30 protein-coding genes and 1 tRNA gene are annotated in these 25596 nt (G+C 35.4%); 23 read left to right on the forward strand and 8 right to left on the reverse strand.

Annotated elements, in window-relative coordinates:
* Nucleotides 1–81: 81 nt before the first annotated feature.
* Nucleotides 82–567, forward strand: coding sequence for a hypothetical protein (locus PHT16_01605; protein ID MDD5721125.1), 486 nt, complete (start codon nucleotides 82–84; stop codon nucleotides 565–567).
* Here the strand turns inward: PHT16_01605 and PHT16_01610 are convergent.
* The 8 genes from PHT16_01610 to PHT16_01645 form a co-directional block, all read right to left on the reverse strand.
* The gene (locus PHT16_01610) at nucleotides 557–1786 is read right to left on the reverse strand and encodes a hypothetical protein (GenBank protein MDD5721126.1); all 1230 of its coding nucleotides are present in this window, start codon (nucleotides 1784–1786) and stop codon (nucleotides 557–559) included. The two genes, PHT16_01605 and PHT16_01610, sit on opposite strands and share 11 nt — an antisense overlap.
* Nucleotides 1773–2429, reverse strand: a complete 657-nt coding sequence (locus PHT16_01615) for a phosphatase PAP2-related protein (protein MDD5721127.1) — start codon at nucleotides 2427–2429, stop codon at nucleotides 1773–1775. Before PHT16_01615 ends, PHT16_01610 begins: the two co-directional genes overlap by 14 nt.
* Before the next feature lie 74 nt (nucleotides 2430–2503).
* Entirely contained in the window at nucleotides 2504–3322 is an 819-nt protein-coding gene (locus tag PHT16_01620) for an alpha/beta hydrolase (protein MDD5721128.1), read from the reverse strand.
* Nucleotides 3323–3327: 5 nt separating this feature from the next.
* Nucleotides 3328–4035, reverse strand: coding sequence for a glycosyltransferase family A protein (locus PHT16_01625; GenBank protein ID MDD5721129.1), 708 nt, complete (start codon nucleotides 4033–4035; stop codon nucleotides 3328–3330).
* 11 nt (nucleotides 4036–4046) lie between these two features.
* The gene (locus tag PHT16_01630; protein ID MDD5721130.1) at nucleotides 4047–4769 is read right to left on the reverse strand and encodes a glycosyltransferase; all 723 of its coding nucleotides are present in this window, start codon (nucleotides 4767–4769) and stop codon (nucleotides 4047–4049) included.
* Complete coding sequence (locus PHT16_01635) at nucleotides 4766–5362, reverse strand: DedA family protein (GenBank protein ID MDD5721131.1); 597 nt, start codon at nucleotides 5360–5362, stop codon at nucleotides 4766–4768. Before PHT16_01635 ends, PHT16_01630 begins: the two co-directional genes overlap by 4 nt.
* 3 nt (nucleotides 5363–5365) lie before the next feature.
* A complete protein-coding gene (locus PHT16_01640) occupies nucleotides 5366–5779 on the reverse strand; it encodes an adenylyltransferase/cytidyltransferase family protein (protein ID MDD5721132.1) in 414 nt (137 codons plus the stop codon).
* 32 nt (nucleotides 5780–5811) lie between these two features.
* On the reverse strand, nucleotides 5812–6549 hold the full coding sequence (locus tag PHT16_01645; GenBank protein ID MDD5721133.1) for a phosphoribosyltransferase family protein: 738 nt from the start codon (nucleotides 6547–6549) through the stop codon (nucleotides 5812–5814).
* 161 nt (nucleotides 6550–6710) lie between these two features.
* Here PHT16_01645 and pilM point away from each other — a divergent pair, with 161 nt between their 5' ends.
* From pilM to PHT16_01755, 22 genes are all read left to right on the forward strand, one after another.
* On the forward strand, nucleotides 6711–7844 hold the full coding sequence (pilM, locus tag PHT16_01650) for a type IV pilus assembly protein PilM (protein ID MDD5721134.1): 1134 nt from the start codon (nucleotides 6711–6713) through the stop codon (nucleotides 7842–7844).
* Nucleotides 7845–7943: 99 nt separating this feature from the next.
* A complete protein-coding gene (locus tag PHT16_01655) occupies nucleotides 7944–8543 on the forward strand; it encodes a hypothetical protein (GenBank protein MDD5721135.1) in 600 nt (199 codons plus the stop codon).
* A 6-nt stretch (nucleotides 8544–8549) separates the two neighbouring features.
* Nucleotides 8550–9152, forward strand: coding sequence for a hypothetical protein (locus tag PHT16_01660; protein ID MDD5721136.1), 603 nt, complete (start codon nucleotides 8550–8552; stop codon nucleotides 9150–9152).
* A 27-nt stretch (nucleotides 9153–9179) separates the two neighbouring features.
* On the forward strand, nucleotides 9180–9611 hold the full coding sequence (locus PHT16_01665; GenBank protein ID MDD5721137.1) for a hypothetical protein: 432 nt from the start codon (nucleotides 9180–9182) through the stop codon (nucleotides 9609–9611).
* 117 nt (nucleotides 9612–9728) lie between these two features.
* Nucleotides 9729–11471 carry a GspE/PulE family protein gene (locus PHT16_01670; protein MDD5721138.1) on the forward strand — a complete coding sequence of 581 codons (1743 nt, stop codon included), beginning with the start codon at nucleotides 9729–9731 and terminating at the stop codon, nucleotides 11469–11471.
* Nucleotides 11472–11508: 37 nt separating this feature from the next.
* The gene (locus tag PHT16_01675; protein ID MDD5721139.1) at nucleotides 11509–11910 is read left to right on the forward strand and encodes a response regulator; all 402 of its coding nucleotides are present in this window, start codon (nucleotides 11509–11511) and stop codon (nucleotides 11908–11910) included.
* A 69-nt stretch (nucleotides 11911–11979) separates the two neighbouring features.
* Entirely contained in the window at nucleotides 11980–13038 is a 1059-nt protein-coding gene (locus PHT16_01680) for a PilT/PilU family type 4a pilus ATPase (protein MDD5721140.1), read from the forward strand.
* 63 nt (nucleotides 13039–13101) lie between these two features.
* Nucleotides 13102–14310, forward strand: a complete 1209-nt coding sequence (locus tag PHT16_01685) for a type II secretion system F family protein (protein ID MDD5721141.1) — start codon at nucleotides 13102–13104, stop codon at nucleotides 14308–14310.
* A gap of 219 nt (nucleotides 14311–14529) precedes the next feature.
* Entirely contained in the window at nucleotides 14530–15003 is a 474-nt protein-coding gene (locus tag PHT16_01690; GenBank protein MDD5721142.1) for a type II secretion system protein, read from the forward strand.
* Nucleotides 15004–15129: 126 nt separating this feature from the next.
* Nucleotides 15130–15615 (forward strand): type II secretion system protein, encoded by a 486-nt coding sequence (locus PHT16_01695; protein MDD5721143.1) that lies wholly within the window; start codon nucleotides 15130–15132, stop codon nucleotides 15613–15615.
* Between the two features lie 15 nt (nucleotides 15616–15630).
* The gene (locus tag PHT16_01700) at nucleotides 15631–16458 is read left to right on the forward strand and encodes a prepilin peptidase (protein ID MDD5721144.1); all 828 of its coding nucleotides are present in this window, start codon (nucleotides 15631–15633) and stop codon (nucleotides 16456–16458) included.
* Nucleotides 16455–17063 (forward strand): type II secretion system protein, encoded by a 609-nt coding sequence (locus PHT16_01705; protein MDD5721145.1) that lies wholly within the window; start codon nucleotides 16455–16457, stop codon nucleotides 17061–17063. The genes PHT16_01700 and PHT16_01705 overlap by 4 nt, the downstream gene beginning before the upstream one ends.
* A 5-nt stretch (nucleotides 17064–17068) precedes the next feature.
* Nucleotides 17069–17695 carry a hypothetical protein gene (locus PHT16_01710; GenBank protein MDD5721146.1) on the forward strand — a complete coding sequence of 209 codons (627 nt, stop codon included), beginning with the start codon at nucleotides 17069–17071 and terminating at the stop codon, nucleotides 17693–17695.
* A gap of 7 nt (nucleotides 17696–17702) precedes the next feature.
* The gene (locus PHT16_01715; GenBank protein MDD5721147.1) at nucleotides 17703–18134 is read left to right on the forward strand and encodes a hypothetical protein; all 432 of its coding nucleotides are present in this window, start codon (nucleotides 17703–17705) and stop codon (nucleotides 18132–18134) included.
* Between the two features lie 35 nt (nucleotides 18135–18169).
* Nucleotides 18170–18658, forward strand: a complete 489-nt coding sequence (locus PHT16_01720) for a pilus assembly PilX N-terminal domain-containing protein (GenBank protein MDD5721148.1) — start codon at nucleotides 18170–18172, stop codon at nucleotides 18656–18658.
* 87 nt (nucleotides 18659–18745) lie between these two features.
* Complete coding sequence (gene ligA / locus PHT16_01725) at nucleotides 18746–20968, forward strand: NAD-dependent DNA ligase LigA (protein MDD5721149.1); 2223 nt, start codon at nucleotides 18746–18748, stop codon at nucleotides 20966–20968.
* 79 nt (nucleotides 20969–21047) lie between these two features.
* Nucleotides 21048–21134 (forward strand) — tRNA-Ser (locus tag PHT16_01730).
* Between the two features lie 5 nt (nucleotides 21135–21139).
* Nucleotides 21140–21904 (forward strand): hypothetical protein, encoded by a 765-nt coding sequence (locus tag PHT16_01735; protein MDD5721150.1) that lies wholly within the window; start codon nucleotides 21140–21142, stop codon nucleotides 21902–21904.
* A gap of 12 nt (nucleotides 21905–21916) precedes the next feature.
* Nucleotides 21917–23119, forward strand: a complete 1203-nt coding sequence (locus PHT16_01740; protein ID MDD5721151.1) for a cysteine desulfurase — start codon at nucleotides 21917–21919, stop codon at nucleotides 23117–23119.
* Nucleotides 23120–23123: 4 nt separating this feature from the next.
* Complete coding sequence (locus PHT16_01745) at nucleotides 23124–24065, forward strand: thioredoxin domain-containing protein (GenBank protein MDD5721152.1); 942 nt, start codon at nucleotides 23124–23126, stop codon at nucleotides 24063–24065.
* A 130-nt stretch (nucleotides 24066–24195) separates the two neighbouring features.
* On the forward strand, nucleotides 24196–24594 hold the full coding sequence (locus PHT16_01750) for a cupin domain-containing protein (protein ID MDD5721153.1): 399 nt from the start codon (nucleotides 24196–24198) through the stop codon (nucleotides 24592–24594).
* 40 nt (nucleotides 24595–24634) lie between these two features.
* Complete coding sequence (locus tag PHT16_01755; protein ID MDD5721154.1) at nucleotides 24635–25561, forward strand: DUF475 domain-containing protein; 927 nt, start codon at nucleotides 24635–24637, stop codon at nucleotides 25559–25561.
* Nucleotides 25562–25596 lie beyond the last annotated feature (35 nt).

Here is a 25596-nt window from a genome sequence, read left to right on the forward strand (position 1 = left end):
ATTAACAAAGATGGTCCCTCGGGTGTTGCAATCTGGGACATACATTGTATAGTATGATAGTTAAGCGTTAATGTTAAAATTATGACCTTTTTTGATAAAATAAAACAAAAAATTTGGGACTTTTTTTATGGTTTTTTTCTGCCAATTCGTAAATTTCTTTTAAAAACTGGAATTATTTGGCATAAAAAAGGCAGGCAGAGATATCATATCGGATGGCTGGCTTCTGGGAAAACTTTAGAGGATTTAAAAAAACATCTTCATGACGAGTGGGGTTTTGGTAATCATTTCATTGCTTGGATAGATGAAGATCAAGTTTTGAGTTGGCGAAAATTAACCGATTTTCAAGATCAATATCATCTGCGTGTTTACAGAGATGGAGAGATATGCGGGCATTTTGAATTTACTCCTGAAGCGCATCCGCTTGAGCATATGGAAGAAAAAGGGGAGGTAGATAAAAAAGAAGATTTTTTAAAATTTCTCGGAGATTTTGTGACACAAGAAAAATATATCTCATGTCTTAAAATGGATCCGAATGCTTTTGATCCAAAGTCAGAAATTACATTTTAGACTCTGGCAATATTAAATCCCAAAGTTTGCCGGCGACGTTGTTTGGTTTTCCAAAAAGAGGATAATGATGCAGGTCGATAAATGGCAAGCTGTTGCATTCGATGATTCCACAGTGTTGTTCCCTGCCTGTCCGGTAGGCAGGTTCTTTCCATGATTTTGTAATGTCTTCAATTATAAAATCAATACCGACAAGCGGGTCATTAAGAAATTTAGCCGCGTGTTCAAGCATTTCTACGTTTTCTGGGTGAGTGATATCTGTGACTTCGGTCGTAGTGCCTCCGCATCCCCGGCTTGTTTTTTGGGAAAACGTTACCACTTTATTTTTCTCTATCACATCCTCGAGTTTCACCTTTTGTCTTTTGAGTTCTTCCTCCGCCTCTTTATCAATAATTATTTTATGGAAAATCGGGCCATTACGTTCTGGTCTTCTGTTTTCTTCCTCCAACAATTCTTTTACGGTATTTATCCCATTGCCGATTACTTCAGGCTGGTCGCGTTTGATCACTCCGGCTAATTTTCCTCCGATTAAAGTTCCTCGGAAAAGATATCCCCGCAATTCTTCTTCTACCACGACAAGCGGGGAGAGTTTCTTGGCTTTTCTAAAACCGATCATTAAATCTTCCGGCGTGTTTATGTGGATCATAGTGTGCCGACTGCGGGAACCGAGGTTAGGCTTGGTAATCACAGGTCTTTTTTTGGGCTTGGTTATATCATTAAAAATCTTAAGCGCAGTTTTTTTCGTAAAAGCAACTCCTCCACGCGCTACTGGCAAACCTTCTTTTAAGAATTTTGTTTTCATAATACCTTTATTGTCCATCCATTTTAAAGCAGGGGATTCTTTGAAACCTGGTCTTGGCAAGCCGTCGAAAATTATTATTTTTTTCTGATTGTCTTTTTGATACTCTGCCACAAAGCCGTCTTGAACTGGACCTAAATGAAATTCTCGCATTTTTATCCCGCGTTTTTCCGCTTCTTCCCAAAAACATTTCGTCCGCCAGGTGTCTTTGTCGTCAGGTTCATTAGAAAAGTGTCCAAGTTTTAAAAAAACCATTAAATTGAAAAAAGGAAGGGTAATTTTATCAGAAATTGTTTCCGCTGTATTCTTAAAAAGATATTCCATCAAATTAAAAAACGGCTCATCTATCCAGCCTAAAATCACTGAGGTATACGCTACGAAATGATTTTCTTGCGCTGGTTCGCAGTCTTTACAGTGTTTCATCTTCTTTTTTTAGAAATAATTTCCAATCTTTTTTGAACAAAAACTTGCATATATGGAAAATAGAGAAAGTAATGAAATATGCCGACAATACGTCTATAGAATAATGCAGATGTCCGAGCAGAACGACAATGGCGAACATAACAGAGAAAGCCAAGAAAATAAAACGTAACATCTCATCTTCCCAGAATATTAAAGCTAGAAGAAATGGAATCCCCGTATGTCCAGAAAAGAAAAGGTCGTTGCCGGTAAAGATGCCATTAAAAACTTCTCTATTAAAAAAAGGCGAGTCTATCACCACTCGCGTAGGGAACGGGCTGATGTGCGTGAGGCTGATAAAAACTGATCTGATAAAAGTAAAAACAGCGATGCTCTTCATCAGAAAAGGCGCGCGATTAGGTTTGTTCAACGCTATGAAAGCGCCTATCGCCACTAATAAGATAGCTCCCCAGACGAAAATAACCGACACGTCATACACTCGAGTATTGCTGAGGATAATATCCGTGACAGAAGAGCTCGCAGAACGGTTGACGTAAATACTTATGTAAAATTGCGTTACGAGACTGGCTGCCAGTAGCACCATACCGCTCAGGAAAGAGATTATGAATTTTTTGTCAGAAAAATAAGTTTTATACGTCTGCCACATGCATTTAGTATACCCCAACACTTATTTTAATTCAAAATTTAAAATAAGTGTACGGGTATAGCAAAAAGTACTTTTTAAGAAAATACCCCTTTGTTTTTTTCTATAAAAGACTCTATAGTTTCAGATGTCTTTTTAACGTCTTTAATCATAAAAAAATGGTCAGTATCTGGCAGAAGTATAATTTCTGAATCTTTTATTTTTCTGGACAAAATAATTGAGTTATCCGATACCGCTAAAGTGTCTCTTTTTCCGTGCATAAAAAGGATCGGTATCTTTATTTGCTCCAGGGCGTATTCCTGTTTAGGAAGCATGCATTGTTTTAAACAATGTAAATAAACTCGTAAGGTTGTGTTTGGAATATCTGCCAAAATTCTTTTAATATCCCAATCGGTAGTATTTTGATGTTTAGTGTAGTCTATATGGCTACCTTTTCTATGATTAAATGGGAATAAATTTAAAATAGAAGTGAGTTTTAAAAATTGTCGTAAAATTTTCTTCGCGTATTTTTTGTTTGGATTAAAAATTGGCGATAATAAAACACCTGCCAATACCTTTTCTCCATAAAGCCTAGTGTATTCAAGAGCTATAAGCGTGCCAAACGAATGACTAACTAAGATTAATTTTGAAATATTTAAATGCATGATTAAATTATGTAAATCTTCCGCAAATCTTTTTATTTCATAATCGGAAAAACTAGGATATTTTTTTGACTTCCCATGTCCGCGGATATCGTAAGTTAAAATATTGTATTTACTTTCAAATATTTTCTCATATGGAATCCAGACAGAGGATGAACCTGAAAGCCCATGAATAAATACTAAAGTTGGTCGATTTTGTTCAAAAGTGTTTATTCTATAATATAAACCTTTTTCTTTTAAATATGATTCTTTCATTGTTATTACCTTATGTCTTTATACGACTTTGTAACAGACTTTTTTGTAAACACTTGAGAAAAGAAATTTAGAATATAAATAAAAGTTGTCTTTGCCATACCCTGACCGTGCATCCTTCTTGCAGAGGAATATACAACAAAACCTAACTTAAATTTTACCTTTCCATGTTTACTAGCGCGACGGGCTATATTAGTGTCGTCTCCGTAGAATATGGTTGTATCAAATCCGCCTATTTTTTTAAGTGTTTCTTTTTTAATTACTAAATTCCCATTCATAGCCATATATCCTACGAAAAGATAAACAGGATAGGCAAAGTACCAAAACAATAAGGACAAAAATTGTTTAGATTTTGAAAAATCATAGTATATATACGGTCCGCTCAAGCACACAAGTTCTGAATTATTTTCGAATTCTTTTATTAAGATATTAATCCAATTTTTTGGTATATGATTATCAGCATCTATGAACGCTAAAATATCTCCACTGGAAACTTCAAAACCCTTTTGTCTGGCAAAATTCGCTCCTTTTTGTATTTCCTGTACGACTTTTACTCCCGGAATTTTCTCTGCTATCTCCTTGGTTCGATCAGTGCTGTTATTGTCGACAACTATTATTTCATGTAATTTTCTAGAAGAATTTTCCATAGCCTTTTCCAGACATGTTTTAATATAATTTTCTTCATTATATGCACAGATGATAAGACTAATTTTCATATTTTTAAAATTTAACGAATTTCTTCCCAAACTTCATGATAAGAATGTTTTTTTGTCATGACTGTTAGTCCATTTATAGTCCAATTAAAAAGTAATTTAGGCCAGCCTATTTTATGCGCCCTTCTACCTGGATGCATAATTTTGAGTGACATTTCTATCCTTGTTTTACCCTTTTTTGCCAAACGTTGAAACATATCAATATCTTCTGCCACGGCTATTTTTTCATTATATCCCCTGAGTTCTTTAAAAGCCGAAGCTCTGATCATTTGAAATTCACCGCTTGCTCCACCAAAACCAACAACATTATTTAAAAAGAAATTAATATAATCAAATGCCCCTAAAATTATTTTATCAGCCAATGTTTCTACATCCTTATGAATTTTAATACGAGTTGTTAGTCCGGTTAATTCTTTTTGTTCTTCGAAAAGTTTAACGGTTTTTTTAAAAAAATTATTTATATTAGGAATTTCAACATCTGCGTCTAGAAAAACCAGAAGCTCCTTTGATGCAATAGACGCTCCTAAATTTCTGCCGTGGCTAATAGTCTGTCTGGTCATACCCTCATAAACTATTACCTTTGCTCCGTGTTTTTTAGCAATTTCAATTGTTTTGTCTTTGCTTCTTCCATCAGAAATTATTATTTCATAATCAAAATCTCTAAGTTCTTTTAAAGTTAGAAGAGTTTTTTCAATAATTTTTTCTTCATTTAGAGTTGGAATAATGATTGAAATCATAAAGATTCGTCTATAGGCATTTTATTACGAACATATCTAGTAATACTTACTAATACCACAAATATTATAACTATCAAAGACAAAATTCCTAATTTACCCAAAAAGCTATCCACTTTTAAGTAAAAATTTCCCAAATAAAATCCAATTGACATCAAAACGGCAACCCATACTAATTCTCCCAGAGCATTCCAAAAAATAAATTTTTTTATGGGAATTTTTACCAATCCCGCAGTGATTAATGTGACTAGCGAAAAACCAAAACCCATGGTTATTTTTGAGATAAAAAGAATTTTTGCGCTGTGTTTATGGAATATTTTTTTTACTTTTAATATATTTTGTTCTGCGACGTTGAAAAATTTCCCGAATTTATTTACAAAACGCATTCCAAATACATTTCCTAATTCATACCATAAAATATCTCCAAATAAATCTCCCATAACAAGTACTAAATAGGTGTATAAAAAATTTAAATATCCAAGTTTAACTAAAAATCCAGATACCATCATTACTAGGGGACCTTCAAGTACTACTATCGGAAAAAGTATAAGATATTTCAGAGAGAGTATTAGACTGATAATACTTGTGCTTGGCATAATTTATTGATTTGAGAGCAGGATTCTTCTACGTAAATCACTGCTCGAAAAATTGTGATCACGGCTATTGTAAATAACTTTCATGTTTGGTAACAAATCTCTGGAATAATTAGGTTTATATTTCCAATCTGCTCCCATGAAACGAATATCCGGATTTATTTTTTTTAAAAGATTGTAAAGGCCAATTTCTGTATTATATACTACGATTTCATCAACATATTTACATCCTTGTAAACGAATCATTCTTTCCTCCAGTATTTCTATGGGCTTTTTTTTGTAAGGGCGATCAATTGATGGGTCAATTTCTAGTCCAACTATCAAATAGTCGCATTGTTCTTTACATTCTTTTAACATAAGCACATGTCCCGCATGTAATAAATCCATAGCGCCACAAGTAAATCCTATAATCTTAGACATATGCACAAATTATATACTTTTTTAGAAAATTTCTAATGCGCCACGGTGAAAGCGATGATTTTTCTGGCGCCGGCTTGCTTTAGAACCTTTCGTGCTTCACTTAAGGTGGCGCCGGTGGTGGTGATGTCGTCTATTAAAATTATATTTCTATTTTTTATTAAGCTTGTATTTTTTTCCGCACTTTTAATTGCAAACGAACCAATCAAATTTTTTAATCTAATCCGTCGATCTTTGATGCGCGCTTGGTGTTCAGTTTCTTTTATTTTTATTAAAATATTATTTTCTAATTGCAAATTTATATTTCCCTCACCCCCAGCCCCTCTCCAACTTTGTTGGAGAGGGGAGGAATGCGAAGCAGGAGGGGTGAGGTGTCTTGTTTTTGATATGCGAACTATTTCCCTGCAAATTAATTCCGCTTGATTGTATCCTCGTTCCCAGTATCTCTTAGGTGAGAGGGGAACAGGAATTAAAATAATATTGCTAAAATTTTCCATCACAGATAATTCTGAAAGTTCCTCTAAAATTTTTTCGTAAATAATTTCTGCAAAAATACTGGCTAGTCTTTTTTTACCTTTATATTTTAAAAGCCACAGCGATTTTTTAATAGGCAGGTGGCGATAGTCATAAAGAGGGAAGATCCACTTGGCGCTTTCGCGTTCAGCCGAGGGCGCATCTCTCAAACAGGTTAGACATAGGTCTGCCCCATCTTCTTCGCACAAGATGCATTTCGTGGGGAAAACTACATTTAAGATGGTGTCTAAAAAACTCATATGTTATACTTAAGGGATATTTTAACATATATTAAAAATGGATCCCGTTAGAAGCCGCGATCGCAATTTAAAATATAAACAAAATATGAAATCAAGGAAAATAGAAATTAATAACTTAAAATATCAGATATGCGAATTGATCGCGATCTGCTTCTAACGGGATGGATAATCCATTAAAACCATTAAAAAACTTTTTTTCTGGCTTAGGCAAGCTTGGAAGCGGCGGAGAAAATTCTGCTGTAGGAATTGATATTGGTTCTTCCGCGATTAAAGTAGTTGAAATTAAGTTGAAAGAAGGCAAAGCCGTGCTGGAGACTTACGGATCGATAGCCCTTGGCCCTTATGCTGACATTGATGCCGGCGGAGTTACCAATCTCCCAGTAGAAAAAATTGTTTTAGCTTTGAAAGAAGTTTTGAAGCAATCCGACATCACAAGCACTTCTGCCGCTCTCTCTCTTCCTATCCAATCGAATTTGATTTTCACCATTGAGCTTCCAGCCAAAATAGACGAGAAAGAAATAGCTGCCATTGTTCCCATAGAAGCCCGTAAATATATTCCAGTTCCCATCACCGAAGTTTCAGTCGATTATTTTATCATTCCTAAAAAAGAAGCTTCTTTTGAAGAAATGAACGCCGAGGATGCGGAAAAAAAGAAAGAAAAAACAAATGTCTTGGTTGTCACGACTCAAAACGACGCCGTGGCCAAATACCGTTCAATCGTTTCCGCATGCAACCTCTCAGCTTCTTTTTTTGAAATTGAGATTTTTTCTTCCATTCGAGCAAATTTTGAACATGAGCTTTCGCCGGTTTTACTGGTTGATTTTGGCGCGTCCCGCACCAAGCTTTCCATTGTCGAATTCGGCATGGTTACAAACTATCACACCATAGACAGGGGAGGGGCGGACATAACCAATTCCATCTCCAAATCCCTTTCCATTTCTTTTTCTGAAGCGGAAAAAATGAAAAAAGAATTCGGTTTTTTTGGAAATCCCGCAGAAAAAACCTTAGTCGATATTATCAAGGTGCACATTGATTATATTTTTTCTGAAACCAATAATGTGCTGCTTGGATATGAAAAGAAAAATAATAGAACTATCAGCAAGGTAATATTTACAGGCGGAGGCGCCTTGATGAAAGGGCTGTCTGAAGTCGCCGTAAATAATTTTCGCGCAGAAATAGAAATCGGGCGTCCTTTTTCGAAAGTGGGCGCGCCTGCATTTTTAGAAAAAGTTTTTTCGACTATTGGTCCAGAATTTGCAGTTGCTTTGGGCTTAGCCTTGCGAAAATTAAAATAAACCCGCACACTTGTGCACAAGTGTGCGGGTAAAGTTATACACAATTTACTTCTTTGAAATCCTCTTTTGCTGTATAATAAAGAAGGTAAGTGTAAAAATATGGAACAAAATTTTCAAACCTCATTTATCCCCAAAAAACCGATAATAAAAGAAAATACTGCTTATGGTGGACGTTCTATTGGTGTTTTTTTTATTATCTCTCTATTTATTTTTTTTGCCGTTCTTATCGTAACAGGAGGACTTTATTTTTATAAAGGAATTTTAGTAAAGAAAATTGCCAATATGGAAAATACTCTGAACTTAGCCAAAAATCGTTTTGAGCCTGCAAAAATAACCGAGCTTCAAACTTTTGATAAACGTTTGATTTATTCCAGCGAAATTCTAGCCAAACACATCACCGTCGTTCCTATTTTTAATGCCCTAGAACAGCTCACCATGAAAAGTGTCCGCTATACCAACTTTAGTTATAACATGGAAAGCGGTGACAAAAATACCATAAATGTAAAAATGTCCGGAGTTGCTATCGGTTATCGTTCAATCGCCCTTCAATATGATTTGTTTGCAAAAAATAAAAATTTGATTGATCCTATTTTTTCAAATTTAACGCTTGATAATAGCGGTAATGTTCTTTTTGATCTACAATTTTCAGTCGATCCAAGTTTTGTTAATTATAAACAAACCCTTATGGTTAAAAGTTAAATTTTTATGATGAGATTTACAATACCAATTATTTTAATAGGAATTACCGGAGCATTCTTTTTTATATTTACCAATCCTATTTATAATAATATTTCCGCACTAAATTCAGACGTTGCATCATACAATGGGGCGCTGGATAATTCTAAAATGTTTGAAAATGAACGTGATAAATTGACATCCAAGTATAATCAAATTGACCCCGACAATTTAATGAAAATAAAAAAGCTTTTGCCTGATAATGTTGACAATATTCGTTTGATCTTGGAAATAGGGCAAATAGCATTACCGTATGGGATGGTTTTGAAAGATGTAAAATACAGCATGATAAACACAGATAATACCGCAGCAGCGGGAGCAGTTATCAAAGGAGGGTCAGCCTCTAAGCCTTCTCCAAATTATGGGGTTTTTGATTTAGAATTTTCCATATCGGGGACTTATGATAATTTTATTTCTTTTACCAAAGACTTGGAAAGCAATCTTAGAATTGTGGATATATCCTCCATTACTTTTTCATCCAATACTTCGAGTGTCGGCAGTAATCCAAAAATAAATTCTTCCGATATTTATAAATATGACTTTAAAATTAAAACTTATTATTTAAAAAATTAATTTTTAAGATAATTAAACAAGAAAAAAATGCCAAAAATTAAAAACATTATAATATTCGTAGCAATAGCATTAATATTCTTTTTAATTTATCTTTTTTTTGCAAAACCAGAAGGAGAACAAGCCAGTCTAGTGTCTTCCGGGGCAAACGCCACTTTGCCAAACATGGATGGCTCTATCCCAAATCCAAGTACTTCAAATACCAACTCTGAAGTCGCAAAAGATTTTCTTGTAATATTTTCTAATATCAAAAATATAAAGTTAAATGATGCTATTTTTTCTGATCCAGCCTTCAATAGCTTGCATGATTCTAGTATTATACTTATCCCAGATGGTACCGAAGGTAGGCCAAATCCATTTGCTCCATTTGGTAATGATGCCGCACCTGCACCAGCATCTACAACTGTAAATAATTCAACTTCCGCTCCAACTGCTCCAGCATCGTCTAATTCTAAAATATAATCCCGTTAGAAGCCGCGGTCGCAGTAATATAAAAAAATATGTTTATAAAAAATATAAAATTTAATAAAATAATAAAGCATAGTCACGGCATACTGACCGCGACCTGCTTCTAACGGGATGAGTTTTTTAGAAGAATTAGCAAAAAAAGGTTTAATAAATGAAAGCCAAATTGGTGAAATCAATATTCGTGCAAGAAAAGATCATAATGGAGATATTGAGGAAACCCTCGTTGAATTAGGCATAGGAGAGGATAAAATTCTTGAAGCAAAAGGAGAATATTTGGGAATTCCAGTAAGAAACGTAAACTCTAAAGAAATATCTTTTGATGTATTGAAATATATTTCAGAAGATTCAGCCGCTCATTATCATTTTGTGCCTTTGGCATTAAAAGATGGAGTACTAGAAGTGGGGGTGCTTGATCCGGAAAACATCCAAGCGATAGATGCCTTACAATTTATTTCAACGAAATTAGGTATTCCTTTTAAGATATTTTTGATTTCTAAAAGCAACTATGAAAGTGTAATGCAATCCTTCAAAGGATTGGGAAGCCAAGTTGAAGAAGCTCTAAAAGAGTTAGGCAATGAAGAAACAATAAATATCAAAAGTGTCAGTGAGGAAAATTTAAGCAAAGAAATAAAAAACATAAAAGAAGGAGAAGAGGTAAAGATGGTAGAAGATGCGCCAGTAATAAAAATTGTTGCAGTTATTTTACGTAATGCCATAGAAAGAAATGCGTCTGATATTCATATTGAACATACCGGCGAAAAAGTTAAAGTGCGTTTTCGAGTGGATGGTATCCTGCATACCTCGATAGTATTACCGCCCACTGTTTATGGCGGGATCGTAGCGCGTATAAAAATTCTTTCTAAATTAAGACTGGACGAGAAGCGCAAGCCTCAAGACGGATCTTTTAGTGCGAATATCGATGAACGCAAAATTGATTTTCGTGTTTCTACTATGCCCGCATATAATGGGGAGAAAGTAGTTATGCGTATCTTGGATTCCGAGAAAGGAGTCAAACCTCTTGATCAACTTGGACTGTCAGAAGTAAACTTGAATATAATTAGGGAAGCAATCAAGAAGCCTTATGGACTCATCTTGATCACTGGTCCTACCGGATCTGGTAAATCTACCACCCTATATTCAATGATGAATGAACTTAATAAAGAGGAGAGCAATATTGTATCCTTGGAAGACCCCGTGGAATATCATATGCTAGATATAAATCAGTCCCAAGTGATGCCAGAAATTGGTTATACATTTGCCTCAGGGCTTCGTTCCATTCTTCGCCAAGATCCCGATATAATAATGGTTGGAGAAATACGAGACAAAGAAACAGCCCAGCTTGCGATTCAGGCGGCTTTAACCGGACACCTTGTGCTTTCTACTCTGCACACTAATAATGCAATCGGCGCGATCCCTCGTCTTGTTGATATGGGTATCGATCCATACCTTATTGCGCCGACCTTGATTGTTTCTATTGCTCAACGTCTGGCTAGGATGACCTATCCGGCTTCACGCAAAGAAATACCATTAGAAGAAAGTGTAAAAAAACAAATAGAAGAACAGTTTAAAGATTTGCCTGACGAATTTAAGCCGAAAATAGGGGATAAAATGTATGAAGTCGTGCCGTCCACCGATTGTCCTTCTGGAACACGAGGACGAATTGCTATTTTCGAAATGTTCAAAATTGATAAGGAGATGCAGGCGGTAATCTTGAAAAATCCGACGGATGTGGCAATTTATAAATTAGCTCGAAGTAAAGGAATGTTGATGATGAAAGAAGATGCGATATTAAAATCTTTGCAAGGATTAATTCCATTTGCAGAAGTGTATAATTTTAGCAACGAGAGCGAATAGTGTTGCAAAGTATTTTATAGTATAATGAATCATTCCTATGGAAAGTGAAAAAAAGAAAATTTTAATAGTCGATGACGATAGTTTCCTTTTAGATATGTATGCGCTTAAATTCAGCCAAAATAATTTTGAAGTTTACACTGCAAGCAATGGTGTTCATGCATTAGAAAAACTCAAAGGGGGACTATCTCCCGATATTCTTTTGATTGATATAATTATGCCGGAAATGGACGGTTTTGAAACCTTAACTCAAATAAATGCGGAGAAGTTGTGTCCAAATTCTGTAAAAATAATTTTATCCAATAAAAGTGAACAAAAAGATATAGATGAAGGCAACAAATTGGGGGTAGTGGGTTATATTGTGAAAGCAAATTTCACTCCAGGAGAAGTTATTGAACAAGTTGAAAAAATTTTAGAACAAAAAAATCATGGATCCCGTTAGAAATAAAAAAATATTGAAAACGGGTTATAATAAGTTAAGTATTATTAATTAATATAAATTTCTAACGGGATGGATTATAAAAAAGAACTTGAAGATCTTATTTTGAATGTTATTCACGAAGGTGGTTCAGACTTGCATTTGGGTGTTGGACGTGTGCCGGCGATTCGTGTGTCCGGAGAACTTATTTTTCTAACGAAACATTCAATTTTAACAAAAGAAGACGTTTTGGGAATTTTGGGAGAAATTCTAGAAAAACCGCAAATTGATAATTTCAAAGAAAATTTTGAAGCTGATTTTTCTTATGATTTTCGCGGAGAAGCCAGATTGCGCGGGAATGCTTTTTTTCAAAAAGGTTTAATCAATATAGTTTTTCGATTGGTGCCTAAAGTCCAAACCATAGAGCAATTGCGTTTGCCTCCGATTTTAGCTGACTTGGCTCGTAAAAAACAAGGATTCTTTTTAGTCGTCGGTCCAGTTGGGCAAGGTAAATCAACTACATTATCTGCGATGATAAATGTGATAAATAATGAGCAAGCGCGCCATATAGTAACCATCGAAGATCCGATTGAACACATATATGTGCCCAATAAATCCATAATCAATCAGCGGGAAGTTGGTATTGATACCAAAGATTTTCATGTCGCGCTAAAAGAAGTTTTTCGCGAAGATGTAAATGTGATCATGGTTGGCGAAATGCGCACCCCAGAGACAATTTCCACTGCTGTAACGGCAGCTGAAACCGGGCACCTTGTGCTTTCTACTCTTCATACCAACAATGCTTCTCAAACTATAGATAGAATTATTGATTCTTTTCCAGGAAGCCAACAAGATCAAATTCGCGCTCAGCTTTCTTCCTCCTTGCTCGGTATTTTTTCTCAGAGACTTATTCCCAGAATTGCGGGCGGGCTTGTTCCGGCTTATGAACTTCTTTTAAACAACAACGCGGTTTCTAATTTAATTCGTGAAAAACGCACGCACGAAATAGATGTGGTTATAGAAACGGGGATGGAATCCGGAATGGTGGACTTGAACCACTCCCTGCTTGAGCTTTTACGCGCTGGGGAAATTTCTATAGAGAACGCTTATCAGAACTCTTTTAATCCAAAAGGTCTAGAACGATTAATTTAAGATTCCGGACGTTGGACGTCCGAAAAACGGACGTCCAACGTCCGGAATAAGGTAAACAAAACTATGCTATTTAAATATAAAGCTATTAATGAAAAAGGTCAGAATAAAGAGGGAGAAATTGACGCGCCCAATCGTGATATGGCGATTAGTGGGCTTCAACATAGAGGTCTCGTTGTTATTTCTATCAATGAAGAAACTGAAAAAAAATCTTTTTTTCAGTTTTCTTTTTTTGAAAAAATAAGGATGAAAGATGTTGTTATTCTTTCTCGCCAAATAGCCACGTTGTTTGAAGCGCAAGTTTCTGCCTTAAAAGCTTTCACTATGCTTGCGAACAATACTGAAAATAAACTTTTAGGACACAAACTTACTCAAATTGTCGATGATCTTCAAGCAGGAGTTTCTATTTCTGGCGCTCTATCTCATCATCCAGATGTATTTTCTGATTTTTATATAAATATGGTAAAAGTAGGTGAAGAAACTGGAAAACTCAATCAAACCTTTTTACATTTGGCAGATTATTTAGATCGTCAATATTCTCTTACTTCTAAAACTAAAAATGCACTTATTTATCCAATTTTTGTTGTCATCACTTTCTTTGTTGTGATGACCTTAATGTTTACAGTTGTTATTCCTAAATTAGCAGTTATTATTCAAGATTCTGGTCAAACGGCTCCCTTTTTTACTCAAATAGTGATTGTCGTTTCAAATTTGTTTGTTCATTATGGTTTTCTTATTTTGATATTTTTGATATTAATAGGGGTTTGGATTTGGTATTTATCAACTACGGTAAAAGGCAAAATTTATCTTGATGATCTCAAGCTTTCTTTGCCCGGCATCGGTGATTTATATAAAAAACTTTATCTTTCGAGGATAACCGACAATTTGAGTACTATGATTGAGTCTGGTGTTCCTATAATACGATCGGTAGATATTACAGCGCAAGTCGTAGGGTCTTTGGCGTATAAAAATATATTAGGGGATGTGGCAGATAGTCTAAAATCAGGATTGGTGCTCTCAGAAGCATTTGGGAAATTTCCAGAGCAAATTCCCAAAATTTTCGTACAAATGGTTCAGGTTGGAGAAGAGACCGGTTCTATGGGATCTATTTTAAAGAATCTAACTAACTTTTATGAGCGTGAAGTAGGCGCTGCGATAGATACATTGGTTGGTTTAATAGAGCCTGCGATGATTGTGGTTTTAGGTTTTGGGGTAGGGATACTTTTGGTTTCTGTCTTGATGCCTATTTACAATATGGCGGGGAGTATTAGTTAAAGTCACCACCCCTTACCCCTCCTCAACAAGGAGGGGAGAATTCCTTCTCCTCCTTATGAAGGAGGAGTGCCCAAAGGGCGAGGTGGTTCCCTGTGGATAACTCTCTTGCCTAAAAATTTTTGTCTCTATGATATAATAAATGTATTAGAAACAAGTCGAAATATTTTCGCCGGAGGCGAATAAAATTATAAGTTATTATTAATAATTAGAATTTAATTTATGAAGAAATTTAAAAAAGGTTTTACGTTGATTGAACTTTTAGTTGTCGTTGCTATCATTGGTATCTTGGCATCGGTTGTGTTAGCTTCCCTTAACACTGCTAGGACAAAAGGTACAGATGCTGCTATCAAGGCAAACTTGACCAATACTCGTGCTCAAGCAGCAATATTTTATGATTCAAATACCGCAGCAACTAATACATATACTAATGTTTGTGCTTTAGGTCCAATAGTGGGTGGAGTAAATACAATCAATGCTGGGGTGCAAGCAGCCTCAACTGCAGCGGGTACTGGCACCGTTGTTGTTAATGGCGCAATCGGAAATGCAAATTGTAATGATTCCTCTTCTGCATGGGCAGCCGAGGTTAAATTAAAAGCTCCTACTACTACAACATATTTTTGTGTAGATTCGTCTGGTGCTGCAAAGGAAACGACAACAGCACTTACCGATTCTGCAGATACTACATGTAATTAGGGTAGGTAAGGTATAACAAAAAAACAGTTCTTATGAAAATCAGAAAAAGTCATTGAAAAATGGCTTTTTCTTTTTATATATATGGTATAATATTGATAGGTTTTTTATAAATTTTATTAATCTTTTATGAAAACAAATTTGAAGAAAGGTTTTACATTACTTGAACTTTTAGTTGTCGTTGCTATTATTGGTCTTTTAACTATGGTTGTTGTGGCAGCGTTGAAAAGTTCAAGGGATAAGGGTGGGGATGCAGGAGTAAAAGCAAATTTACGAAATGCTATTGCGCAGGGGGAAATTTTTTATGGCACAAATACTGCTTCTCCAAATAGTTATACTAGTGTTTGCACAAATGGTTTAGTGGGTGGTGCTTTGGGTGTCGGTGCACAAATTTTAGCTGCGGCAAAAGCTAATGGATATAGTTATGGTGTTTCTAATATAAATCCAGCTACTGTTGATATTTCAAAAGTAGCATGTAATTTTAATGCGAACGGTTGGGCAGCGCAAGTTCCGCTTAAAGAGACATCTGGGTATGTGTGGTGTGTGGATTGGACAGGAAAATCTATACGAACAACTACTAGTCTTTCAGGTGGTACAGATGTTTTATGTAATTAGTGTTTTTAATCAAACATGACCCAAATTCTTACAATTATTTTCTTCATCCTCGGCCTGATCATTGGAAGCTTTTTAAATGTGGTTATTCTTCGTCTTAATACTCAAAAATCTTTTGGCGGAAGAAGCGGTTGTATGTCTTGCCGGAATAAGCTCTCTTGGTATGAGCTTATTCCTGTCTTTAGTTTTTTGGGTCTTGGTGGAAGATGCAAAAATTGTAAAACTAAAATCTCAATTCAGTATCCATTGGTAGAGCTTATCACCGGTTTGGTTTTTGCTTTTTTATTTTTGAAATTTTCCGCCGAAGGCGGACCCGCCTCTGGCGGGCAGTTTAGTTTCCTTACTCCTCTTTTTTTCTTTAATTACGCTTATTATGCGGTCATATTTTCTCTTCTCATTGTTATTGCTGTTTATGATCTGAAACACAAAATAATTCCAGACATTCTCTCTTTTGTTTTTGGGATTTTAGCTTTTGCAGGATTACTTTTCTTAAATTCTAGTAGGTTTTTAGGATTTTCTTTGCATATCCCTACTCTTTTAGAATTTTTATCAGGCCCAATAATTGCCGCCCCTTTTGCTTTTTTTTGGCTAGTGTCTTCCGGAAGATGGATGGGGTTAGGGGATGCAAAGCTCGCAATTGGCTTAGGGTGGTTGCTCGGCCTTTCGCTCGCTTTTTCTGGCGTGGCAATTGCATTTTGGATTGGATCCATCGTAGGTATTTTGCTCGTCATTTTTTCTAAAAAATATGGAATAAAAAGCGAGCTTCCTTTTGCTCCGTATTTGGTTTTAGGCGCCTTTTTAGCATTTATTTTTAGCTTGAGTTTTTTTGGAAGTTTATTTTTATGATTAAAAAAATTTTTAATTTAAAATTCGCAATCCGTAATTGTAAAGCAGGTTTTTCTTATGTGGAGCTAATAGTAGTTTTAAGTATTTTTGCTACTTTATCTTCTGTTGTAATTTTTAATTATGGAGATTTCCAAGATAGAGTAGATATCAAAAATTTAGCCAGTGATATTGCTTTGAAAATAGTTGAAGCACAGAAATCATCTACAAATGGAGTATTGCCACTTTCTGGGTATGTTTCTACATGGAAGCCAGCTTATGGGGTCTATTTTGATACTTCCACTCCAGCTTCCCAAAAACAATTTATTTATTTTGCTGATTTAAATAATGATTTTCAATATAATGAAAGTGCGATAGACACTATAAGTATCACAAAAAATAATTTTATATATGAAATAGATAAATGTACCGATGATGCTTGTAGTTCACCTAGCTCCGTTAACCTTCTTTCTATTGTTTTTAAACGACCAGACTCTAGTGCGAATTTTTATAATAGTAGTGTTAAATTAACGCCTGATCCTGATCATATTCAAATAATAATTAAATCACCTAAGGGAGCGATGGCTTATATAAAAATATATCCATCAGGAAGGGTGCAGGTAAATTAAAAATTATGAATTACGAATTACAAATTAAAAAATCAAAAAACGGAGGGTATACCATTATAGAGACAATGATTTCTGTTTCTCTTTTTATAATTATTGTTACCATAGCCTTGGGGTCTCTATTAAATACCAATTTGCTTCATAAAAAATCACAAAATATGCGTTCCCTTATGGATAATTTAAGTTTTGTTATGGAAGATATGTCTAGAAATTTGAGAACGGGATACAATTACCACTGTATTAGTGGTAGCGACTCCGTAGGCGTTGATATGGGTTCTAGCGTTGCCAAAAGCGGCTCAAATTGTTGGGGAATTGCATTTAAAACTTCCAGCGGCAGCAGCCAATGGGGTTATGAAGTAGTAACAATGAGCGGCTCTACCTATATAATAAAATCTACAGATAATGGGTCAACTTGGGTACAATTAACTCCGAAAGAAATAGACATTACTTCCGCTAGTTTTACAATAACGGGTGCCGAACCACCGACATATAATCCTGATGGTACTTTAAATATGTCTGGTAATCTGCTTCAGCCTTTTGTTACTATTAAATTAGTTGGAAGTATAACTTCCAACGGAGTTACTTCACCTTTTTCTTTACAAACATCTGTATCGCAAAGACGAATAGATATATAAAATAATTATGAATTACGAATTACGAATTAAAAAATCAAGAAATATCGGATTTACCCTAGTGGAAACTCTAGTTTCTATTTCAATTTTTACCATGTCAATTTTGGGATTAATGTCTATTTTAGCGTCTGGTATTTCTGACGTTAATTATGCAAAACAGAAAATGACAGCTGAATATTTAGCGCAAGAAGGTATTGAATATGTTAGAAATATGAGAGATACGGACGTGCTTTATGATACTGATGGCGCCCAAGTAGGTTGGAATAAATTTATTACTTCTGCGCCTTCTTTGCCTTCTGATTTTCCTGGTTTTACACGCATGATACAAATGGCAACAATTAGCGCCGATGAAGTAAAAATTACATCAACCGTTACCTGGAATCAGGGTTCGGGACTAAAGAGTATGATTCTGTCAGAGAATTTATATAATTGGATAGAGTAAGGTAGTAGAGCGAAGCTTACTACCCAGCAGGTAAAATGAAAAAAATAATATCAAAAATAAAAAATAATAAGGAGGGGTTTGTAATACTTTTTGCGGTCACTATTTCGGCTATTCTTTTATCTATCGCTCTCGGTGTTTCTAACATTGCCTTAAGAGAAGTAAAATTTAGCACTTCAGCAAAGGATACTAATGATGCTTTTTTTGCTGCTGATGCAGGACTTGAATGTGCAATGCTTTATGATAAATCAGATCAAGATAAAAATATTTTTCCAGGCAATGGCACTACATCTTCTATGAATTGCGTAGGACGTACGTTTACCCCTATTTTTACCTCTCCTTCTCTTTGGAATTTTGTTGTTTCTGGATTGGGTAATACAAGTCAGAGTTGCGCCATAGTAACTATGGACAAGGGAAACCCCATAGTAACTGTCACTTCAAAAGGGTACAATAACGGGGGAGGCACACCTGGTGTCTGTAGCCCAGGACTAAATACTGTAGAGCGACAAATAGAATTAAGTTATTAATGTATGTATCCCGTTAGAAATAACAAAAATATTGAAAATAAGTTATACTATTGAAGTATTACTAATTAAGAATAAATTTCTAACGGGATGCAAAAGGTTGAGGCTCAAAAAAGGATAAAAAAATTACGTGCGGAAATTGCACGCTTAAGGAGTGCTTATCATATAGAAAATGCGCCAGGTGTGACGGATGACGTTTATGATGCTTTAACTCGTGAGCTTAAAGAACTTTTAAAAATATATCCTGAATTTGAAGATGTAAATGCCCCCGAAAATAGGGTAGCTGGCAAACCACTTGATAAGTTTGTAAAAGTGAAGCATAAAAACAGAATGCTTTCCTTAAACGATGCCTTCAGTGAAGAAGAATTGTTTGATTGGGAAAAAAGGATCAAAAAATTACTCCCCCCTCTCCTTGTTAAGGAGAGGGGGTTAGGGGGTGAGGTGAATTATTTTTGCGAAGTTAAATTCGATGGACTGGCGGTATCTCTTATTTATGAAAATGGCGTATTTGTCAGGGGTGCTACGAGAGGAGATGGTTTTGTTGGTGAAGATATTACCGAAAATTTAAAAACTATACATTCTATACCTCTCAAATTATCTCCCCTCCTTGAGAAGGAGGGGGTAGGGGGTGGTAATTCAAAAGAGAACCACCCCGCCTTTGGCACCCCTCCTCAAAAAGGAGGGGATAAAGTTCCATCATATATTGAAATCCGGGGTGAAGCAGTGATGTCAAAAAAAACCTTAGTTTTTTTAAATAAAAAAAATGAAAGAAAAGGGAAAGTTCTTTTTGCAAATACTAGAAATGCTGCCGCTGGAAGTTTGAGACAACTAGATCCCAAATTGGCTGCTGAAAGAAAACTTGATTTTTTCGCTTATGATATAGCAGAGGTAAGGATGGCAAAGAATTTTAGCGCCTTCGCCCTCGGAGACAAAGGACAGGGGACCCACGACGCTTTAAATTCTTTGCCATCCTTACCAATGCAAACTCATTCCGACAAGCATAAATTTTTAAAAAAATTAGGTTTTCAGGTAGATGAAAATGATAAGATTTGTAAAAATTTACACGAAGTAATTTCCTTTATAAAAAAATTTGAAAAAAAAAGGCCTAATTTCCCATATGGGACTGACGGAATTGTTATATCAGTAAATAATTTAAAATTGCAAGAAATTTTAGGAGTTGTCGGAAAAGCTCCGCGCTACATGGCAGCATTTAAATATCCGGCCGAAAGAGCCACGACCGTAGTGAAAGATGTGAAAATTAATGTGGGTCGCACGGGGGTGCTTACACCTCTGGCGATTTTTGAGCCTACAATGGTTGCGGGTTCTAGAGTATCAAAGGCGACCTTGCACAATATGGATCAAATAGAGCGGCTTGATCTGAGGATAGAGGACACGGTGGTGATAGAAAAAGCTGGCGATGTGATTCCAAAAGTAGTAGAAGTCTTAAAAGGAATGCGTAGTGGTAAAGAAAAAAAGTTTAAAATGCCGGAAACTTGCCCTGTATGCGGAGGGAAAATAGAAAAGAAGAAAGTGTCTTCGTCTTTGCAAGGGAAAAGCGGGAACGATGGTCTTTCTGTTGCTTATTACTGTTCCAATCCAAAATGTTTTGCTAAAAATGAGAGATATTTAGAACATTTTGTCTCTGTGTTTGAAATTTATGAATTAGGTCCGAAAATTTTAAGACGTTTTAAGGATGAAGGGTTGATAACAGACGCAGCTGACATTTTTGTCCTTACTAAAGAAGACATCGCTCCCTTGGAGCGTTTTGGAGAAAAATCAGCTGAAAACATAATAAAGGAAATAGAATATAAAAAGAAAATTCCATTTTCACGTTTTCTTTGGGCGCTTGGAATTCTACATGTGGGCGAGGAGACTGCGCGAGATTTAGCCACGCATTTTGGCACCTTAGATAAATTAATAATTTCAGCTAAGCAAAATATTGCAGAAATAGATAGTATAGAAAATATCGGTCCGGCCGTATCAAAAAGTATCAGCAATTTTTTCAATGATCAGAGTAATTTGAATTTTATAAAAAAATTAAAAAATAATGGCGTTGTTATTGAGAAAGCAGAGAAGAAAAAAGCAGGAAAATTTACCGGGCTTCATTTTGTCTTGACTGGGACGCTTTCCACTATGTCGCGTGAGATTGCTAAAGAGCGAATCATTTCTCTGAGTGGAAAAGTTTCGGGTTCTGTGTCGAAAAATACTTCTTACGTGGTAGCGGGGGAAGATCCTGGTTCAAAATTCAAAAATGCTCAAAAATTAGGCGTAAAAATATTAAGTGAAAAAGAATTCTTGCATATGATAGAATAATATTTCTTAATATATCATATATGATAAGTTAAGGATTTTGCTTTTCTTTTTCTTCGAGATGCTGTATCGTATTAAATACGGAGGCGTCGCATAGCGGTCTAGTGCACCACCTTGGAAAGGTGGCAGGCTCGAAAGGGTCTCGAGAGTTCAAATCTCTCCGCCTCCGCAACGGTGAAAAAGGTAATACTTTTAAACAAAAAAGAAGGAGAAACACCGCTTGAGGCCTTGGAGAGTTTTCGCAGAAAACATAAAAAATACAAAGATGTGAAGATGACTTATGCGGGCAGGTTGGATCCGATGGCGAGCGGGCTTTTGCTCGTCCTTGCGGGCGAAGAGATAAAGAATAAGGAAAAATATTTGAAACTTGAAAAAGAATATAATTTTGAAGTTCTTTTTGGTTTTGCGACAGATACTTATGACATTTTAGGAAAAATTGTAAAAACTGCTAGGCAAGACTCAGAAAAAGCCTCGCCCGTAGGGCTACGGCCGAGGGAAATAAAAAAATATTTAAAAAGTTTTTTGGGTGAAAGCATTCAAAAATATCCTATTTATTCTTCAAAGACAGTCAAAGGCAAGCCATTATTCGTTTATGCGAGAGCGGGAGAAGATGTGGACATTCCTGAAAGAAAAATTTATATTAAAAAATTAAAATTAGAAAAAATTCGAACTATAGATAATAAAAAATTATTTAAAAATATAGAAAAAAGAATAGGAAAAGTGAATGGGGATTTTAGACAAGACGAAATTTTAGAAATTTGGAAAAATAAACTTTCGCAAGAACAGTTCTTGCGAAAGTTCGTAATAGCGAGTTTTGAAATTAGATGTAGCAGCGGTACTTATGTGAGGGGGATAGTGAATTCTTTCGGTAATAAATTAAAAATACCAGCTCTGGCTTTTTCAATAAAAAGGACAAAAATAGGCAAATATGTGTTATGATTGGGGAATATTATGTTAGATGTATATAAAATAAGGCAAGATTTTAAACTTTTGAGCGGTAAAAATGTGCCGATTTATTTGGATAGCGCTTGTATGAGCTTGAAGCCAGATAGGGTAGTCGAGGCAATGAATGATTATTATTTTAATTACCCGGCTTGCGCGGGAAGAAGTGCGCATAAATTAGGGAATGCGGTTACAAAAAAAGTAAAAGAAGCGAGATCACTCGTAGCAAAATTCATAAATGCAAAAGATGAAAACGAAATAATTTTTACGCGCAATACCACTGAGGGGATAAATTTGCTTGCTAATTCTTTAGATTTGCAAAAAGGAGATGTCGTTTTGGTTTCTGATAAAGAACACAATTCCAATTTAATCCCTTGGCTCTTGCTTCGAGACAGGGCAGGGATTGTATTGAAAATAATTCCTTCAAACGAAGACGGCAGTTTCAACTTAGATAATTTTTCTAAGTTAATCACTGGTGTTAAATTGGTTTCCATTGTGCATACTTCAAATTTAGACGGTGTCACAAATCCTGCCAAAGAAATAATAGAGATTGCACACAAAAATAATGCGTTGGTTTGTTTAGATGCGGCCCAGAGCATTCCTCACCAAAAAATCGACGTTCAAGATTTGGATGTTGATTTCTTAGCCTTTTCCGGACACAAGATGATGGGGCCGACTGGCACGGGAGTTTTTTATGGCAAATCCAAATTGTTAGAAAAATTATCGCCGTTTCTGGTGGGAGGAGATACGGTAGAATTTTCCACCTATAATAGTTATAAAATGCTCCCAGTTCCAGAAAAATTCGAAGCTGGTCTGCAAAATTATGCCGGGATTATCGGCCTCGGAGAAGCTGTTAAATATATAAACCAATTTGATTTCAGAGATATTGCGGAACATGAATTCAAATTAAATTCTTATATTACTGGAGAATTACAAAAAATCCCGCAGATAAAAATTATTGGCCCGAAAGATCCTAAATATAGATCTGGCATTATTGATTTTTATATTGATGGTATAGATATGCATAAATTCTTGATAATGCTCGATGAAATGGCTAATATTGAAATTCGTTCCGGACAGCATTGCGTGCATTCATGGTTTAATGAGAAAAAGATTTACAATTCTGCCCGGGTTAGTTTATATATTTACAATACGATGGAAGAGGCAGAAGCATTTATTACCAACTTAAATAAAATAATAAAAATACTATAAATATATGGCCTGCATCATAGCTTTAATTGTTTTTGGAATAATGGGGATATTCAGCGCTTCGCATCGAGCTCTAGCGAAAGAGGCTTTTGATTGTGTGTTTAGGAGGATCACTTTCCGTCCTTGCAATAGTAATTTTAAGGAAAAAATAAAAGGAAAAATTTTGTCAAAAATAATTACCCGTTCGACTTTTTTAGCCAAGATGGTGAACAAGCATTACGAAATATTATCTTGGATATTTTTTATTCTAATGCTGGGCAGTACCTTTTATGTTTTGCGCGGAGGATATGATTTTTATGTTTATGGGAGTTGCAATGGCTTGAACGCAAGCGGGTTTTGCGCTTTTGATCCGAGCGGAGCAAACAATAAAGTAACCGCGATAGGCAATAATAATGAAGCTTGCGGGATCACTCAAAAGACAGAACAAACTGTAACTTTAAATAATGTGGATCTTTCAAGTTTTCCAACTCAGAATATTGGTTCAAAAAATACAGTAGTGTTTATTGGTTGCTATGCTTGTGATTATAGCCGAAAAGCATATCCCGATATTCAAAAATTAATAAAAAATAAGAAGACTAATTTTATCTTCGCTCATTATCCAGCTAAAGGAGACACTACGTTTTTGGGTGATGCAGGATATTGTGTTTATAAAAATTATCCAGAAAAATATTGGGATTTTAATAGTTATATATTTAGCGCAGATGAAAATTATGTTCTTAATAAAGCTAATTTAGATGAAATTTTAGGCAAGTTTAATCTTGATTTAAAAAAGATAAACGACTGCGCGAATAGTGTGGAAACAAAAACTGCTGTAGAAAATGAAATAAAAGAACTCAACAAGACTGGTCTCTACGGCACCCCAACAATCTTTATAAATGGCAAAGCTTTTGTCGGCCCAAAGCCATACCGGGTTTACGCTGTGCCTCTAAATAAATTTATTTTTTTCTAGGATATATGATCCCGTTAGAAGTCGCTTAGTTAATTAAAGTCATAAATAGTGTTATACTTTTTGTAGTTATAATAGTCGTCATTATTAAAATTAATTTACGGAAATCTAAAGATTTCCTACTTCTAACGGGATGAAAGGATACAACGCAAATATAGAAAAAGAGACAATAGAGAATACAAATTTTCGCAAAGTTTTATACACTGCGAAGCATTGCCAGTTGGTTTTGATGAGTCTTAAGCCCAATGAAGAAATCGGTATGGAGGTTCACACGGACAACGATCAATTTTTTCGTTTTGAAAAAGGTATGGGAAAAGTTTTTATTGATGGCAATGAGTATGATGTTATGGATGGGTCTGTAATTATAGTTCCAGCGGGAGCAGAGCATAATGTCGTCAATACATCAAGCACAGAGGATTTAAAACTTTACACGATTTATTCTCCAGCTCATCACAAAGACGGTATAGTTAGAGCCACAAAAATTGAGGCAGAAAAAGATGGACCAGAATTTGACGGAATAACTACGGAGTAATAAAAAAGACAAAAACTGAAAAGTAGAGTAAAATAAAGGTATGTTTTTGTCGGCCATAATTACAATATTGGGCTTATCGCTTTTTGAAGCTATATCTTCAGTAGATAATGCGATAATCAACGCAGAGGTTCTCTCTACGATGGGGGCTCGTGCAAAAAGGTGGTTTTTAACGTGGGGGATGCTAGTGGCTGTTTTTGTTGTTCGAGGGCTTCTTCCTTTTATAATAATTTGGGTTTTTAATCCAACCCTCTCGATTTTTCAAGTTTTGTCTGCTGCCTGGTCTTCTGATCCATTAGTCCAAGATTCAATTCATAGATCAGCCCCGATCCTTTTAATCGCCGGCGGAGTTTTTCTTTTATTTTTATTTCTGCACTGGTTATTTCTGGAGGATAAAAAAATGGGTTTGCCTCTCACTGAGAGATTTTTTATGTCTAAAGGAGTTTGGTTTTATGCCACCGTTTCTATTTTATTAGCCATCATTTCTTGGTTTGCATTAAAGGAAAACAATCTGATGGCTTTCGGAGCAGTGGTCGGTTCAAGTTTATTTTTTATTACTCACGGTTTCAAACAAAATGCGGAAGAAAGCGAAAGAAAATTGCTTGGTGGTACAAATTCTGATTTAAGTAAACTTTTTTTCTTGGAAATCATTGATATGACTTTTTCGATTGATGGAGTACTCGGTGCTTTTGCGTTTACTCTTTCTGTTCCTTTGATTTTAATCGGGAATGGATTCGGCGCGTTTCTGGTGCGCCAGCTTACCATCGGTAATATTGAAAGAATCAAGAAATATGTCTATCTAAAAAATGGAGCGATGTATTCTATACTTGTTTTAGGAATAATCATGATATTGCATTCTTTTGGTTATAATATTCCGGAATATACTTCTCCTCTTTGCACTTTTATCATAATCGGATTTTTCTTTTGGAAATCAATCCCGTTAGAAGCCGCGATCGCAATTAAAAAATAAACAAAACATGAAGTTAGATATTAAAAAAATTAATA

The sequence above is a fragment of the Candidatus Paceibacterota bacterium genome (assembly GCA_028718635.1).
GTDB lineage: Bacteria > Patescibacteriota > Minisyncoccia > Phycocordibacterales > UBA9973 > UBA9973.